Here is a 13,688-nt window from a genome sequence, read left to right on the forward strand (position 1 = left end):
TATGTTTTGGTGTACAATTAAGATACGGATAAATACGTTCCTTATATTTTTGAAAACGTGTTTCTGTACTAATTTAACATAGTTTTTTAATTTAATCAATGATAATAAGATAAACCTTGGTTCCGTGTGTGATGAAATCAAGGTTTTTTGCTTTTCTTTAAGAAAGAATTGCAATTTTGTTGAGGAGAATCTAAGTAAAGAAAGTCAGGAATAGGGGGATACTGATGGAAAAACATTTTGAGGAAGCGCATCGTTTTTGTTCTCGTAATAGAAATCATTTAGAAAAAGATGTTGTATGTGGTTGTTTTTATTGTTTGGAAATTTTCAATCCAGACAAAATTACAGAGTGGTGGGATGATGATAACACAGCAGTTTGTCCGCATTGTGGGATTGACTCTATTATCGGAGAAAGTTCTGGATTTAAAATTACAGAAACATTTTTAAATGAAATGCATAAAAAATGGTTTTAGTTAAATGAATGACAAAATCAATTTTTGTTAACGAAGATTATGTAAATATATAAGTAACTAAGATTTTACACGATCCATAAAACGAAAAAAGACGTTATCTTTTTTGGAGAATCGGGGAAGTAATTATATAATTTCATTTACCGAATCTGCACGTAATGTATCGCAAAGAGAGGGCAAACAAAAAAAGCTTGGGCCGAAGCCCAAGCTTTTTTCAATTCATTATTTCTTTTCGTCTTTCTTAGCGTCAGTTTTTTTCTCTTCGAAAAGATCTTTTAAATCTTTATCGTCAACTTTTACGTCAGCTTTTTTGATTTCTTTCATCATAAGATCGTTCATGAATTCGCCGTCTTGTGCTTTCTTCGCAACTAACTCTTTTTTCAGGTCAGCTTTTGATTGCTCGAATGATTTTTCTGGCTCTTTAATGTCTGTAACTTTAATGATGTGGTAACCGAATTGTGTTTTTACAGGTTCGCTTACTTCATCTTTTTTCAGTTTATAAGCAGCATCTTCGAATTCTTTAACCATTTTACCATGTTCGAAGAATCCTAAGTCGCCACCTTTTTCTTTTGAACCAGTATCTTCAGAGTATTGTTTCGCTAACTCTTCGAAAGATTTACCTTGTCCAAGTTCTTCTTTAACCTTTTTAGCAGTCGCTTCATCTTTTACAAGAATGTGGCTTGCCTTAACTTGAGGCTTGTAGTTATCTTTTAATTCTTTATCAGTGATTGTTTTCTCGATAGCTTTTTCTTGCGCTAATTGAGCACGCACACCAGTTTTTAAAGTTTCTTCTTTAATACCTTGTTGTTTTAATAGTGTATCGAATTGATCACCGTATTGTTTTTTCATTTCATCGAACTTTTTGTCTACTTCTTTGTCTTCAACTTTGTAGTTTTTAATAAGTACTTTTTCCATAACCATGTTGTTTAGTACTTGTTTACCAGCTTGTGTCTTCATTTGATTGTAGAACTCGTCTTTTGTAATGTCACCAGCTTTAGATGTAACGATTTTGTCTGATGATGATCCTGTTCCACATGCTGATAATGCGATTACACTTGTTGCGGCTAAGGCAAGCATAGCTTTCTTCATTCGATAAACACTCCTACTATTATGTATTTTTAATTTATCCTACACCAATGAATTTTAGTTCATAAGAGCCCGATTAAGTCTCACTGATACTTTTGCTTTGTATATTGGTAAAGCGCGCTTAACAGGGCTTACCGAGGCTTGAGGATAAAGTTAAGATGCGTGTCATTTATTTCATAGTATAAGCAATATGTACAAAATTTAATATATCATATTTCGACTCGATTTCATATTGATAAAGAAAATTTAACCAGTACGTGTCAGATTTTGAAGGTGTTCCATATTGGGCGCATGCCGCATATACAGAAAAGAGGAGGGGATGGGGATGAATTCTCAACTTATTTTATTACTTGTACTGTTTATTTTATTGGTTATAGTAGGTATAATTTGCTTATAGAGGAAAAAAGTGAGGAAGGGGCTTCCTTCCTCACTTTCCATGAAATATAATTTCTATATAACTAGAAATTAATAAAATTGTTATACATACATTAATAACCCGAAAGACACCGGGTTGGCGGCTCGCAGCTATTTGTTTTCGTTCACACAGTGTATGTGTCATGAAATTCGTGTAAAATATAACAAGAAGTGCGAATGCGACAAAAACAACTGTTATAAGTGTCATGAGGCGAGACCTCCTTTTGGTAAAATACATATACTTTATATATTGTATCATACGATATTTTGTTCGTGTTATAAAATTCAGAAATAGAAGACTTTGTGTTAGAAAGAGAGGGAGAAAATGGACGTTGTTAGAAGATTAGAACAAGCTGAATACTACGTAGACCTACTATTTAAAATGATTGATGAAGAAAAGTGTCCATTTTATTCTTTGATCATAAAGAAAAAAGCTCGTAAAAAAGATATTGAACGTATACTAAATCTTTGTGAAATATTGAACGAGCAATATGTAGTGGAGAAAGCAGAAGGGCTTCTTTTGTTCGATGCGCTGTTAGATCAATTTGAAAAAGCGCTTCCACATCAGCTCGAAGTACACGAAACTGCGGAAGCGCTAGCAAAACAAGGTTTATTTAAGCCGCTTATGAATGAATTCTTAAGCATGATTGCGAAACAATAAATAGATTACTTCTTAACTAACTTCTGATCGGATTCCGTAAAATTCTCCTCAATATTCTCTAATGATTTCTCAAAAATATCGATGAAGTCTTGTCCGTAAATGTTGCGCAAGATAGCGATAAGTTCGATATTTTCTGGGAACTTACCATAGAAATTACGAAGTGCAAGAGCCCCATTAAATACAGAGTTATTTTCAGGATCATACTCCTCCATTAAGCGAAGTAGTAATTCTTCCCCTTTGTCTGTAATCTCAATGTACGTATTTCGTTTATCATCTTCTTTTTTCGAGAATACAAGATAGCCGCGTTCTTCCAGCTTTTTCGAGAAGTTAAACGCCGTTGATACGTGCATAACTCCAAACTTAGCAATCTCAGAAATAGAAGCCCCTTTTAAATGATAAGCGATTGACAAAATATGATGCTCATTAATGTTTAAATCGTAAGGCTTAATCCACTGTTGCCAATCTTTCTCTACACATTTCCATAACGCTTTCGATAATTGAGCAATGCGTTGGCTGAAAATCATCGCTTCTTTTACCGAGTAATCTTTTTCTCCACTTTTCATTTACTCACCCACTTTAACATTCTTTTTCATTACTATCTATTATGCCAGTAAAGTAAAAATTAATAAAGTCTTTTTGTGAGAATTGTGAAAATTTTTCGGAAAAATGACATTCTATACAAATCATGCATAACTATGGAAGCGTTTTATGAGTCGTGAATACATGTGTTGTCCTTACATGTTAAGTGATAACATATATTGTAAATGCATAAAAACACGGCATATCTATGTGATATGCCGTGTTAAGGTCAATTTATATAAAAAATATTTGTTATATGCAAAAAACTAAGCAGGAATTTGTTTACGCTTTTTCCGGAACAGCTTCTTGTAGTTTCTCAATGGATTTTTGAATGTCCAAAATTTCTTGCTCAATATGTCGTTTGTTTTGAGAAATATCTTGCTTCCAGTTAGAAAGCGTGTCTTGCATATCTTCTTTTAATTCTTGAAACACTTCTTTACCTTCCGAAGCAGTTTCAACGATTTGACGTTTTAATAATTTTGTATCAGCTGTAATATCAGCTAAAGTCTTTTTAATATCAGTTCCTTTTTCTTTCAGCTTACCGCGCATAGCTTTACCAGAAGAAGGAGTAGAGAAAAGAACGGCTAATCCAGCAACTGCTCCGCCGCAAATGACACCTGTAATAAAGGATTTAGCTTTTGACATAAAAGGAAACCTCCTTATTTTTTGTTCGTATTCATGATGTGAAAAAATATGCATATCTTTAAGACAAGGGAAAGAAAAGTGTGCAGTGCACAGTCCCCAGCATCTTGAATGGAGAAACAAGCCATGCAATATGTAATCACTTTAGGAAAGTGGCTTGTTATGTATTACTTCTTATTATAGTGTCACTATTCCACACTATTTGCAATTGTACTTGCGATGTTCTGTAAATTTTCCATTGTGTATTCATTTTGATGTGATTTCCAAACAGCACCGAAACCATCGTTTTCACCGTAGCGTGGAATTAAATGAAGGTGGAAGTGGAACACAGTTTGTCCAGCTTTTTCACCGTTATTGTTAAGTAGGTTAAAGCCAACTGGATTAAACTCTGCTTTAATCGCATTTGCGATTTTCGGAACGACAGAAAAAATGTGTGATGCGATTTCTGGCGTTAACGCAAAAATGTCTTGTTTGTGAACTTTTGGAATAACAAGAGTATGTCCTTTTGTTACTTGACTAATATCTAAAAATGCAAGCACATGTTCATCTTCGTATACTTTTGAGCAAGGGATTTGCCCGTCAATAATTTTACAAAAAATACAATTGTCCGCTGTATGGTTCATTGATCTCATCCTTTCAAGTAGCCTTAGCCGTATTTTACCATAATTATATAAGAGAACAAACACGAAAAACAGGAAGCTGACTCAGCTTCCTGTTTTCTGAAGAGGGATTGAAAAAGCATTATCGTAATTTACGTTTCGCAGACACCTCATTTATTTAAGAAATGCACGGTAAATCGGCTAAAGTTTCTGCCGTAGACACCCCATTTTCAAGTGAAATGAATTGCAATCTTTATAAAAGGAAATTGTTTATTTTTTAAAACAGTATATGCTCTTTCGGAGACACCCCGTTTCTAAAATGAAACAAATGATCTGGTTATGTGTAAATTTCTTTGTCCAACATGGACACCCCATTTCATGATGACTTCACTATGTTGTTGTACTCATCAATAGGTGGTTGCTTTTTCAATGTGTTCCTTCTTCACTAATTATGATGTCCGCTTTCGTAAAAATATATGCGAACAAATTTAAATTTTTTTTGAACGCATCGATACTATGTAGTACAGCGTAATTTTTGGTAAGATGAATATAGAACGAATATAAATGAAGAAAGTGGTGTCGTATGAGCGAGTTATTGCGTGTAGAAAATGTTACAGGAGGATATACGAAACGACCTGTACTAAAAGATGTTTCGTTCTCTGTGAATAAAGGTGAACTTGTCGGCTTAATCGGTTTAAATGGAGCGGGTAAAAGTACGACGATTAAACATATTATCGGTTTAATGGAACCGAAAAAAGGAACTGTCACAATTAATGGGAAAACAATTCGTGACGATATGACAGCGTACCGTTCTAGTTTTTCGTTCATCCCAGAAACACCAGTATTATATGATGAGCTAACGTTAGAAGAACATTTGAAGTTAACAGCGATGGCGTACGGTGTCGATGAAAAACAATATGAAGAACGTGTAGGACAACTATTACAAGAATTTCGTATGAAAAATCGTTTAAAATGGTTTCCGTCTCATTTCTCAAAAGGGATGAAACAAAAAGTAATGATTATGAGTGCCTTTTTAGTGGAACCATCTCTTTACATTGTGGACGAACCTTTCGTTGGGCTTGATCCGTTAGCGATTCAATCACTCCTTCAAATGATGGATCAAATGAAAAAGAGCGGTGCAGGTATTTTAATGAGTACACATATTTTAGCGACGGCAGAGCGTTATTGTGATTCGTTTATTATTTTGCATCAAGGCGAAGTAAGAGCGAAGGGAACATTATCTGAACTGCAATCCGATTTTAATATGCCAGGTGCAACGTTAGATGATATTTATATTGCATTAACGAAGGAAGAAGATTATGAATAGCACAGCATTATGGAAAGAACGATTTCGTCACTTTCTAAAAGAAGTTCGTACATATAGTAAATACGTATTTAATGATCATTTGAAATTTATTTTCGTATTTATCATCGGCGCAGGAGCGTATTATTACCAGCAATGGTTACAAACGTTAACACCTTCGTTTCCGGCGGCGCTCGTTATGGCAGTGTTGCTCGGACTCGTATTAACGGCCGGATCTATTCAAACGTTATTAAAAGAAGCAGATCTCGTTTACTTGCTGCCAGTTGAAGAAAAGTTAAAACCGTACTTCACAAAGGCATTTCTCTTTACGTTTATGATTCAGTTATACATAATCGCAATCGTAGCGGCAGCGCTTGCCCCGTTATACTTCCAGCAAATGAAGCAAACAGGAGCGGCTTACATATGGATTGTACTCGCGTTTGTCATTGTAAAAGCATGGAACTTATTCGTAGCATGGGAAAAATCATTTTTAACAGATCAAAATATACAAAGAGCTGATTGGTTCATTCGTTTTATTTTAAACGGTTTATTTGTGTACTTCCTTGTAGAGCGTACTTCCGTTATTTTTGTTGGCGGAATCGTCCTTCTCATGGTGTTATACCTTGTAGTACTGCATCAAATGGTGAAGGGAAAGCCGCTAAACTGGGAGTACTTAATTTCTGAAGAAGGTAAGAAGATGATGCTGTTGTACCGCATCGCGAATATGTTCGTTGATGTACCTGCATTAAAAGAAAGAGTAGCACGTAGAAAATGGCTTGATTTCATTCTTTCGATGATTGGCGAAAAGCGTACATATTTATACTTATATACGAGAACGTTTTTACGATCTGGTAACTATTTCGGCTTATATGTGCGTTTGCTCGCTCTTGGAGGAGTTATTCTTTACTTCATTCCGTTTTTATATGGACGATTTATCGTAAGCCTTATTTTCCTATACTTAATCGGTTATCAGTTATTAACTTTATGGAAACATCACCGCATGAAGATTTGGCTTGATTTGTATCCGGTAGGGGGAGAAGAGAAGAAGAAAGATTTTCTTGTCTTATTAAATGCGATCCTTATTACCGGCAGCGTTGTATTTACAGTTATATTCGCCCTTGCGACGAAAGATTTCATGATGACGGGAATTTTACTAGTCGTAAGCATAGTATTTAGTATCGGTTTCGTTTATCAATACGGGGCGAAACGTATTGAGCGTTTAAATTGAAGGGAATGAACCTATGATTACATACGAAGAGAAGGTTATAAAAGAATTGGAGCAGTGGAAAGCTACATTCATGAAAGATTCTTCTATGATGACACGCTTCTCTAAGAAAGTGCAGACGAAAGTACAACAGCTTATTCCGGCGAAAGTGCAAAAAGTATTAACAGAAACGATTCGGATGATGGTGCAAACGATTAGTGCCGGATCAAACTTTATAAAGCCGAAATTAAAAGAGACGAATTGGTCATTGCAAAGAAGAGACGACGAAGTACGTAAAAAAATGGATGAGTACAAAAAAATAGCAGCGGCAGAAGGAGCAGGGACGGGAGCTGGCGGTATTCTCCTTGGCCTTGCTGACTTTCCGCTCTTACTCGGCATTAAAATTAAATTTTTATTCGATGCAGCAACGTTGTACGGATTTGATACGAGCGATAAAGAAGAGCGCCTTTTTATCCTTCACGTTTTCCAGCTTGCCTTTTCAAGTGACGATCACCGAAAAGAAATATGGAAAGCAATCGAAACGTGGGATACAGAAGAAGAAAATCATATGGACTGGGAAAAGTTCCAAACAGAGTACCGAGACTATATCGATTTAGCAAAAATGCTTCAGCTCGTACCGATAATCGGTGCCCCGGTCGGCGCATATGCGAACTATCAATTACTGCAAAGGCTCGGAGAAGTGACGATGAATTGTTATCGTATGCGAATACTTAATAGAAATTAGAAAGAAAGCATCCTACATGTGTAATGTAGGATGCTTTTTTTAGAAGTTAATGCCGTTATAGCCAACTCCGACTACAATCAATACGATAAAGAGCACAATGAGTACTATATACCCACTACTAACGCTCTTACCGTCTTGTCCAGCTTCACCGCCACAAGTGCCACCACTACCACCTTTACCGCCAAGTCCCATAGGAATATCCTCCTTATTGTTATATGTTGCTTTTACTTTATACTTTTCTGCATTTACCAATAAATCCCTTCTGTCACTCTAACTAACTTGCAAATCATTTCGTTTCATTTTATAATTTGCTTACCGACCGGTAAGTAAAAATAAGTGAGGTACAGTATGACAAAGAATTTACAAACATCGCAAAACATTGTAGAGGCATCATTTAAACTCATGGCAGAGCACGGCATTGAGAAAATGAGCCTTTCCATGATCGCGAAAGAGGTAGGTATTTCAAAACCGGCTATTTATTATCATTTTTCTTCTAAAGAAGCGTTAGTTGATTTTTTATTTGAAGAAATTTTTTCTGGGTATCATTTCGTAAGTTATTTCAATAAAGAACAATATACGAAAGAAAACTTTGCAGAAAAATTAAATGCCGATGGTTTACATATGCTCTCTGAGTATGAAGGGCAAGAAGGAATATTACGTGTTATAAATGAATTCATCGTAACTGCGGCGCGAAATGAAAAGTATCAGAAACGCTTATTTGAAATACAAGAAGATTTCTTAAATGGTTTCCACGATTTATTGAAGAAAGGTGTAGAACTTGACGTTGTGTCACAACATGCAACGGAAGAAAATGCTCATACGTTAGCGCTCGTAATCGATAATATGAGTAATTACATGCTGATGGGATTCCAGTTAAAGTATAAAGAAATTTGGATTCAAAATGTGAAAAACGTAATGAAGGAGGAATAAAAATGAAAATGCAAAAAAACTGGTGGCTCGGTTTTCTTGGATTTATTGGGATTTATAAAATACCAGGTATGATTGAAGCTTTTCAAGCAGATGGAAGTTGGATGAAGTTAATTGGCTTCATTTGGCTACTTTGGTTCGGATATTTTATTCCTGAGAAGAAAGAAGATTAAATTTCAATTTTATGTAAAGTTATGTAAAATATAGATTGAGAGTATTCGTATATTAGATTACTAGATTTGGAGTGGTTACATGGATCCATTGAAAAATGAAATTCACCCTGACATGGTCAAGGTGTGGAAAGTTCGTGCTGTAATTGAAGAAGGAATCGGTATTCTCGTCATTTTAGCTTACCTTTTCCTCATGATAAAGTTTGATTGGTGGGCGTGGATTTTGTATGTAATGATTGGGCTGACAGTTGTGTTCGTACCATTTTCTTACTTTTTATTCCCGAAACTACGTCAACGTTATTACAGTTATCAATTAAATGAAGAAGAGCTTGAAATTCAGCACGGTCTTTTCGTCGTAAAGCGCGTATTAGTACCGATGATTCGTGTACAGCACGTGACGATTAAACAAGGGCCGATTATGAGGAAATATGGCTTAGCAGAATTACACATTTCAACAGCTGCAACTTCTCACAGTATCCCAGGCTTAACGATGTATGAAGCAGAAATGTTGAAAACGAAAATCGCAGAATTAGCGAAAGTGAGTGATGAGGATGTATAAGAGACAGCATCCAATCACGATGTTATTAGAATTAAAAATAACAGACTTTATACCACTCATTATTTTCATGTTTAGCTTAAATGGAAAATTCCCGTTTTGGTATTTAATTCCCGCTGCATTCGGCTTACTCACCGTTTTTTCAGCATTTGAAAAATGGTATTACACAACATATTGGGTCGAAAATAACGTATTACATGTGAAGCAAGGGCTCTTTGTGAAGAAGGAGAGCTATTTAAATAAAGAACGTGTTCAAACGATTAATACAAGTTCTAACGTGTTGTATCAAATGCTTGGCTTAAAGAAAATTCAAATCGAAACAGCTGGCGGAGGCGACGATGCAGAAGTAAGCTTAGCTGGTATTACAGTAGAAGAAGCAACAGAGCTTATTGCAATGCTAAATGATCCAACTCCAGAAGTGAAAGCAGAAGAAACATCAGAAGAAGTAGTCGAGAAAGAAATCGTAACAGAGGAAAAGCAAGCGACTGAATATAAATTAACTTGGAAAGAAATTTTGCTAGCGTCTGTTACATCTGGTCAGTTTGGACTATTATTCTCATTAATCTTTTTCGTGTATCACCAAGTAGATGAGTACATTCCGAAATGGATAGAGAATGGCGTCAAGTCGTATGTAATGGAACATGATATATATGGCTGGATTTTCATGATAGCTATTTTGATTGTCCTTTCATGGATTATATCTACAATCGGTTATGCGCTAAAACATGGAGATTTCACAGTGAATCGAAGAAATGATGAAGTCCGCATTTCGCAAGGATTACTTGAGAAAAAAGAACTCGTTCTAAAATTACACCGCATTCAAGGTATTACGATAAAAGAAAGTATTTTACGTCAGCCATTCGGTTATTGTGCTGTACAAGTAGAAGTGATTCAAAGTAAAGGACTGGGTGACGAGAAAGAAAAAGTTACACTGCATCCTATCATTCGAAAAGATCGCGTACAACAGTTACTCGCACATTTACAACTACCATATGAACTGAATACAAACATTATTGCATTACCAAAAGCAGCATTGCGCCGCTATCTCATTGATAGTTTCATCTTTTTCGCTATGCTAGCAATCCCGCTTACTGGAATAAGTATATACTTTGAAAAGTATTACATCATGTGGGCATTCATTCCGCTCGCGATTCTCATCTTTACACTTGGATACGCAACATTTAAAACAAATGGTTACAGTGTAAACGGAGAGCAAATTACGCTTGTATATCGCAGTGTCGGCAAATATACAGGGCTTGTTAGAAGAAGGCACGTCCAATCAATGGAAAAGACACAATCCTATTTCCAGCGCCGTGCGGATTTATGTACGTACAAATTCTCTAACGCATCATCAAATTATAAATTAGAGCATACGAGAGTAGAAGATGCGGAGAGAATGCAGGGTTGGTATAAGAAGGAATTAAGTGAAGATTAACTTGAAAAAGCTTGCCTATTATGAAAGGTAGGCTTTTTTTGTTATAGGAAAATGAGGGGCTTCCTCCATATATATTATTACAGCTACAGCACATATATATCGAAAAAGTAGTATACTTCTATTTCAAGGAAATCTGTGGGATTTTTAATATAAATGGTATACTAATATAGAAAAAGTATTAGGAGGCTATATATGATAAGTCAGTTAAAAAGAGAAGCACTTGATGCATTAAAAGGAAAATGGGGATTAGCGGTAGGGGCAACCTTATTAGTCGGAATCCTTATTGGAGCTGTTGAAATGCTAACCACAGGTATTTTCTCGATATTTTGGGGTTGGGAAGAAGCAAGTGATTCACTTACAGTAAGTATTATTGTAATGCTTGTTATTGGTCCATTAACAATAGGTGCCTATTATCTTGTTTTAAATGCAATTCGTGGGACTGATGCTCGCATTGGTCATATATTTAGATGGTTTAGCGATGGAAGTAAGTTGATGAAGTCGTTTTTAACATATTTACTAATGTATGTATACTTGACTCTATGGACATTACTTCTTATTATTCCAGGTATTATTAAATCATTTTCTTATTCTATGACATATTTTATTTTGAATGATCATCCAGAATATACAGCGAATCAAGCGATTACTGAAAGTCGTCGTATGATGAATGGGCATAAAATGGATTACTTTTTACTATGCTTAAGTTTCTTAGGTTGGTTCATTTTAAGTATTCTTACTGTAGGAATCGGTTTCTTATGGTTAGTACCTTATTTCTACACGACATCAGCTGCATTTTATGAAGAGATTTCAAAAGAATATTATAAAAAAGAAGACACTACTTTCTAATAACCACCTATCCCCCTAAAGAATATAGGGCACAGATAGTTTAGATCTTCTGTTTATGGGGAGCACTTCAGGATAAGGTATAGGTTTTTATATAAAAATTCTGCCCTCTATGTTTTAGCATAGAGGGCTATTTTTTCATGTGAAAATAATGAATAATATATGTGAAACAAAAAAGCGAGGTGAATGAGAGCGAGCAAGTTTTTAATTCTGTATTCATTTTCTATATTAAGTTTCTTTATTTCAGTAACGGCACTTGATTTATATGATAGGATAGGAAAAAATGATGAGGTTCAGTTTAACGGTCCTGACTTTGAAGGCGGGGCGAATGAAGTCTCGTTAAGACAAGCACAGAAAAACTTCATTGCATTTGGTGCTTGTGAGGAATGTTTTGTTAGATCAGTTAGAAAACCGACTAGTGAAGATGTGAAGGATGCTAGTTGGAAGCAAATTTAGTAAATAAAATGTTATTACTCAATTTATCAGGAGTAATAACATTTTTTTATGTAATGATGAAAGAATTAACGCCGTCTGACAAGATAAAACAGTACGGATGACACAGTAATAGGAAGGACAGTATCCAGAAAAGCTTCTAAATAAAAGGATAGAAAATCTCTTTTGTTAAACCACATAAAGAGTAAATGATTGTAAGAAATACCTAACAATATAAATAAAGGGATTCCAATTTTTAATTCGTGACTTCCTTTTATTTTTCTATAACAAAATTCACCTAATAAACAACCGATAAGAACAGGGGTGATTCCAATAATTGGAAACATAATAATGGATACCCAAATCGGTCCCCAGGAGTCAGCATAATTTGGAACTAGTGTATACTGTAAAACGTTCACAATGACAGAAAAAACCAGTAAGCATATTAAATAACTAATAGAAAATTTTTTCAATGGAATCATCCTTATAAAATTTCACTTTATTTTTATGAACATATAAACCTCTTTAAATTATAGATTGAATATATAAGGATGATCAATTTGTATGCATTTTGTGTTTATGGATATATTTTCAACGAATATAATTGTATAGATGTATAGTCAATTGTGAGTGTTTGATGTTATCATATTGAATGATATGGAAATTTTTAATAGAAGAAGTAACGAACAATTCAAAGGTAATGAAGCCTTTGTGGTATAAAGAAAATATTTATTATTACTCAGCGATATTAAAAATAAGATACGTATTTATATAAATTTAGTAGAAATGGGGGTTTTAAAAAGGAATGAGTATAAGTATAACAAGGCAGAAAATTTTAGCAGCCGCTTCTCAAATTGTGCAATGTAAAGGGGTTGCTAAGTTAACTTTAGAAGCGGTAGCAAAAGAGGCGGGGATAAGTAAAGGTGGATTGTTGTATCACTATTCAACTAAAGAAGCTTTAATAGAGGGGATGATACTCAAAGGGACGGAGGAGTATCAAGAAGCCATTCACAGTAAAGTAGCGGAGGACTTAGAGAAGAAAGGAAGGTGGGTACGTTCTTTTGTAGAGGAAAGATTAAGTAATGAGAGAAGAGTAGAAGAGCTGGGGAGTAGTATGATGGCAGCATTAATGCTAAAACCTGAATTACTTGAACCGTTACAACAATCATTTCAGCAACTGCAAAATAAAATAGAAAATGATGAGATAGATTCAGTTTGTGCCACAATTATTAGATTAGCGGCAGATGGATTATGGTATTCGGAATATTTAGGGGTTGGAAGACTAAGCCCCGAATTAAGAGAAAAAGTGATTCAAGCTCTTATTTTTAATTCATATAAATAGAATATACGAACTATATAATGTAAAACAATTCACCATTGCTTATTTAATGCACTGGTGAATTGTTTTTTTTATTAGAAAAATAGAACAATTTTATAGAGTATTGAATTATAACCGTCCAGACGGTATAGTAATATTTGGTTTAAGAGGAAAATGAAACAAAAAAAGAATAAAAAATATTTTTAGCACACTATTCGAAAGGATAGGCCGCAAAGCTTAGAGTCTACGGTAATACATATTGGTTACTAAGATCGTCTGGTTGCACATTTTTGATGCAACCGGACGG

Annotated in this window: 20 protein-coding genes and 1 riboswitch; of the genes, 13 read left to right on the forward strand and 7 right to left on the reverse strand. The window is 34.9% G+C overall.

Annotated features, from left to right (window positions below; translation table 11 throughout):
* The first annotated feature begins 224 nt into the window (after nucleotides 1–224).
* Nucleotides 225–470 (forward strand): cytoplasmic protein, encoded by a 246-nt coding sequence (locus ABH961_RS00670; RefSeq protein WP_098079718.1) that lies wholly within the window; start codon nucleotides 225–227, stop codon nucleotides 468–470.
* Nucleotides 471–689: 219 nt separating this feature from the next.
* Here ABH961_RS00670 and prsA read toward each other — a convergent pair whose 3' ends face one another.
* Complete coding sequence (gene prsA / locus ABH961_RS00675; RefSeq protein WP_098079716.1) at nucleotides 690–1,556, reverse strand: peptidylprolyl isomerase PrsA; 867 nt, start codon at nucleotides 1,554–1,556, stop codon at nucleotides 690–692.
* Nucleotides 1,557–1,836: 280 nt separating this feature from the next.
* Between prsA and ABH961_RS00680 the strand changes: the two genes are divergently transcribed.
* Nucleotides 1,837–1,950: a hypothetical protein gene (locus ABH961_RS00680; RefSeq protein WP_002007073.1), complete on the forward strand. Its 114-nt coding sequence runs from the start codon at nucleotides 1,837–1,839 to the stop codon at nucleotides 1,948–1,950.
* A 30-nt stretch (nucleotides 1,951–1,980) separates the two neighbouring features.
* Here ABH961_RS00680 and ABH961_RS00685 read toward each other — a convergent pair whose 3' ends face one another.
* On the reverse strand, nucleotides 1,981–2,175 hold the full coding sequence (locus ABH961_RS00685; RefSeq protein WP_000172690.1) for a hypothetical protein: 195 nt from the start codon (nucleotides 2,173–2,175) through the stop codon (nucleotides 1,981–1,983).
* Nucleotides 2,176–2,292: 117 nt separating this feature from the next.
* Here ABH961_RS00685 and ABH961_RS00690 point away from each other — a divergent pair, with 117 nt between their 5' ends.
* Nucleotides 2,293–2,628, forward strand: coding sequence for a DUF1878 family protein (locus tag ABH961_RS00690; protein WP_000383652.1), 336 nt, complete (start codon nucleotides 2,293–2,295; stop codon nucleotides 2,626–2,628).
* A gap of 5 nt (nucleotides 2,629–2,633) precedes the next feature.
* On the opposite strand, the gene ABH961_RS00695 is transcribed toward ABH961_RS00690, so the two are convergent.
* The 3 genes from ABH961_RS00695 to ABH961_RS00705 form a co-directional block, all read right to left on the reverse strand.
* The gene (locus tag ABH961_RS00695; protein WP_000834920.1) at nucleotides 2,634–3,191 is read right to left on the reverse strand and encodes an HTH-type transcriptional regulator Hpr; all 558 of its coding nucleotides are present in this window, start codon (nucleotides 3,189–3,191) and stop codon (nucleotides 2,634–2,636) included.
* Between the two features lie 298 nt (nucleotides 3,192–3,489).
* Complete coding sequence (locus ABH961_RS00700; RefSeq protein WP_000030297.1) at nucleotides 3,490–3,852, reverse strand: YtxH domain-containing protein; 363 nt, start codon at nucleotides 3,850–3,852, stop codon at nucleotides 3,490–3,492.
* A 185-nt stretch (nucleotides 3,853–4,037) separates the two neighbouring features.
* Entirely contained in the window at nucleotides 4,038–4,472 is a 435-nt protein-coding gene (locus ABH961_RS00705; RefSeq protein ID WP_001016839.1) for an HIT family protein, read from the reverse strand.
* Nucleotides 4,473–5,031: 559 nt separating this feature from the next.
* On the opposite strand from ABH961_RS00705, the gene ecsA reads away from it, so the two are divergent.
* The 3 genes from ecsA to ecsC are packed head-to-tail and all read left to right on the forward strand — an operon-like array spanning nucleotide 5,032 to nucleotide 7,700.
* Nucleotides 5,032–5,775 carry an ABC transporter ATP-binding protein EcsA gene (gene ecsA, locus ABH961_RS00710; RefSeq protein ID WP_071711167.1) on the forward strand — a complete coding sequence of 248 codons (744 nt, stop codon included), beginning with the start codon at nucleotides 5,032–5,034 and terminating at the stop codon, nucleotides 5,773–5,775.
* The gene (gene ecsB, locus ABH961_RS00715) at nucleotides 5,768–6,979 is read left to right on the forward strand and encodes an ABC transporter permease EcsB (protein WP_098079714.1); all 1,212 of its coding nucleotides are present in this window, start codon (nucleotides 5,768–5,770) and stop codon (nucleotides 6,977–6,979) included. The genes ecsA and ecsB overlap by 8 nt, the downstream gene beginning before the upstream one ends.
* A 13-nt stretch (nucleotides 6,980–6,992) precedes the next feature.
* Nucleotides 6,993–7,700, forward strand: a complete 708-nt coding sequence (ecsC, locus tag ABH961_RS00720) for an ecs operon protein EcsC (protein WP_000634124.1) — start codon at nucleotides 6,993–6,995, stop codon at nucleotides 7,698–7,700.
* Between the two features lie 39 nt (nucleotides 7,701–7,739).
* Here the strand turns inward: ecsC and ABH961_RS00725 are convergent, their stop codons facing one another.
* On the reverse strand, nucleotides 7,740–7,892 hold the full coding sequence (locus ABH961_RS00725; protein WP_141520049.1) for a sporulation protein YjcZ: 153 nt from the start codon (nucleotides 7,890–7,892) through the stop codon (nucleotides 7,740–7,742).
* A 156-nt stretch (nucleotides 7,893–8,048) separates the two neighbouring features.
* Between ABH961_RS00725 and ABH961_RS00730 the strand changes: the two genes are divergently transcribed.
* The 6 genes from ABH961_RS00730 to ABH961_RS00755 all read left to right on the forward strand — a co-directional run bounded on the left by ABH961_RS00730 (nucleotide 8,049) and on the right by ABH961_RS00755 (nucleotide 12,087).
* Nucleotides 8,049–8,630 (forward strand): TetR/AcrR family transcriptional regulator, encoded by a 582-nt coding sequence (locus tag ABH961_RS00730; protein ID WP_098079710.1) that lies wholly within the window; start codon nucleotides 8,049–8,051, stop codon nucleotides 8,628–8,630.
* Nucleotides 8,631–8,632: 2 nt separating this feature from the next.
* Complete coding sequence (locus tag ABH961_RS00735) at nucleotides 8,633–8,800, forward strand: hypothetical protein (protein WP_000783808.1); 168 nt, start codon at nucleotides 8,633–8,635, stop codon at nucleotides 8,798–8,800.
* Between the two features lie 79 nt (nucleotides 8,801–8,879).
* Nucleotides 8,880–9,356: a PH domain-containing protein gene (locus ABH961_RS00740; protein ID WP_098079708.1), complete on the forward strand. Its 477-nt coding sequence runs from the start codon at nucleotides 8,880–8,882 to the stop codon at nucleotides 9,354–9,356.
* Nucleotides 9,349–10,788 carry a PH domain-containing protein gene (locus ABH961_RS00745; RefSeq protein ID WP_098079706.1) on the forward strand — a complete coding sequence of 480 codons (1,440 nt, stop codon included), beginning with the start codon at nucleotides 9,349–9,351 and terminating at the stop codon, nucleotides 10,786–10,788. The genes ABH961_RS00740 and ABH961_RS00745 overlap by 8 nt, the downstream gene beginning before the upstream one ends.
* A 192-nt stretch (nucleotides 10,789–10,980) precedes the next feature.
* The gene (locus ABH961_RS00750) at nucleotides 10,981–11,634 is read left to right on the forward strand and encodes a DUF975 family protein (RefSeq protein ID WP_048545365.1); all 654 of its coding nucleotides are present in this window, start codon (nucleotides 10,981–10,983) and stop codon (nucleotides 11,632–11,634) included.
* A 183-nt stretch (nucleotides 11,635–11,817) separates the two neighbouring features.
* A complete protein-coding gene (locus ABH961_RS00755) occupies nucleotides 11,818–12,087 on the forward strand; it encodes a CPCC family cysteine-rich protein (protein WP_098079704.1) in 270 nt (89 codons plus the stop codon).
* Nucleotides 12,088–12,152: 65 nt separating this feature from the next.
* On the opposite strand, the gene ABH961_RS00760 is transcribed toward ABH961_RS00755, so the two are convergent.
* The gene (locus ABH961_RS00760; protein ID WP_098079702.1) at nucleotides 12,153–12,536 is read right to left on the reverse strand and encodes a hypothetical protein; all 384 of its coding nucleotides are present in this window, start codon (nucleotides 12,534–12,536) and stop codon (nucleotides 12,153–12,155) included.
* 332 nt (nucleotides 12,537–12,868) lie between these two features.
* On the opposite strand from ABH961_RS00760, the gene ABH961_RS00765 reads away from it, so the two are divergent.
* On the forward strand, nucleotides 12,869–13,405 hold the full coding sequence (locus ABH961_RS00765) for a TetR/AcrR family transcriptional regulator (RefSeq protein WP_098079700.1): 537 nt from the start codon (nucleotides 12,869–12,871) through the stop codon (nucleotides 13,403–13,405).
* A gap of 171 nt (nucleotides 13,406–13,576) precedes the next feature.
* Nucleotides 13,577–13,669: riboswitch (cyclic di-GMP riboswitch) on the forward strand.
* The last annotated feature ends 19 nt before the right edge of the window (nucleotides 13,670–13,688 follow it).

This window comes from Bacillus sp. RC251, assembly GCF_044908765.1.
Classification (GTDB): Bacteria; Bacillota; Bacilli; order Bacillales; family Bacillaceae_G; genus Bacillus_A; species Bacillus_A wiedmannii.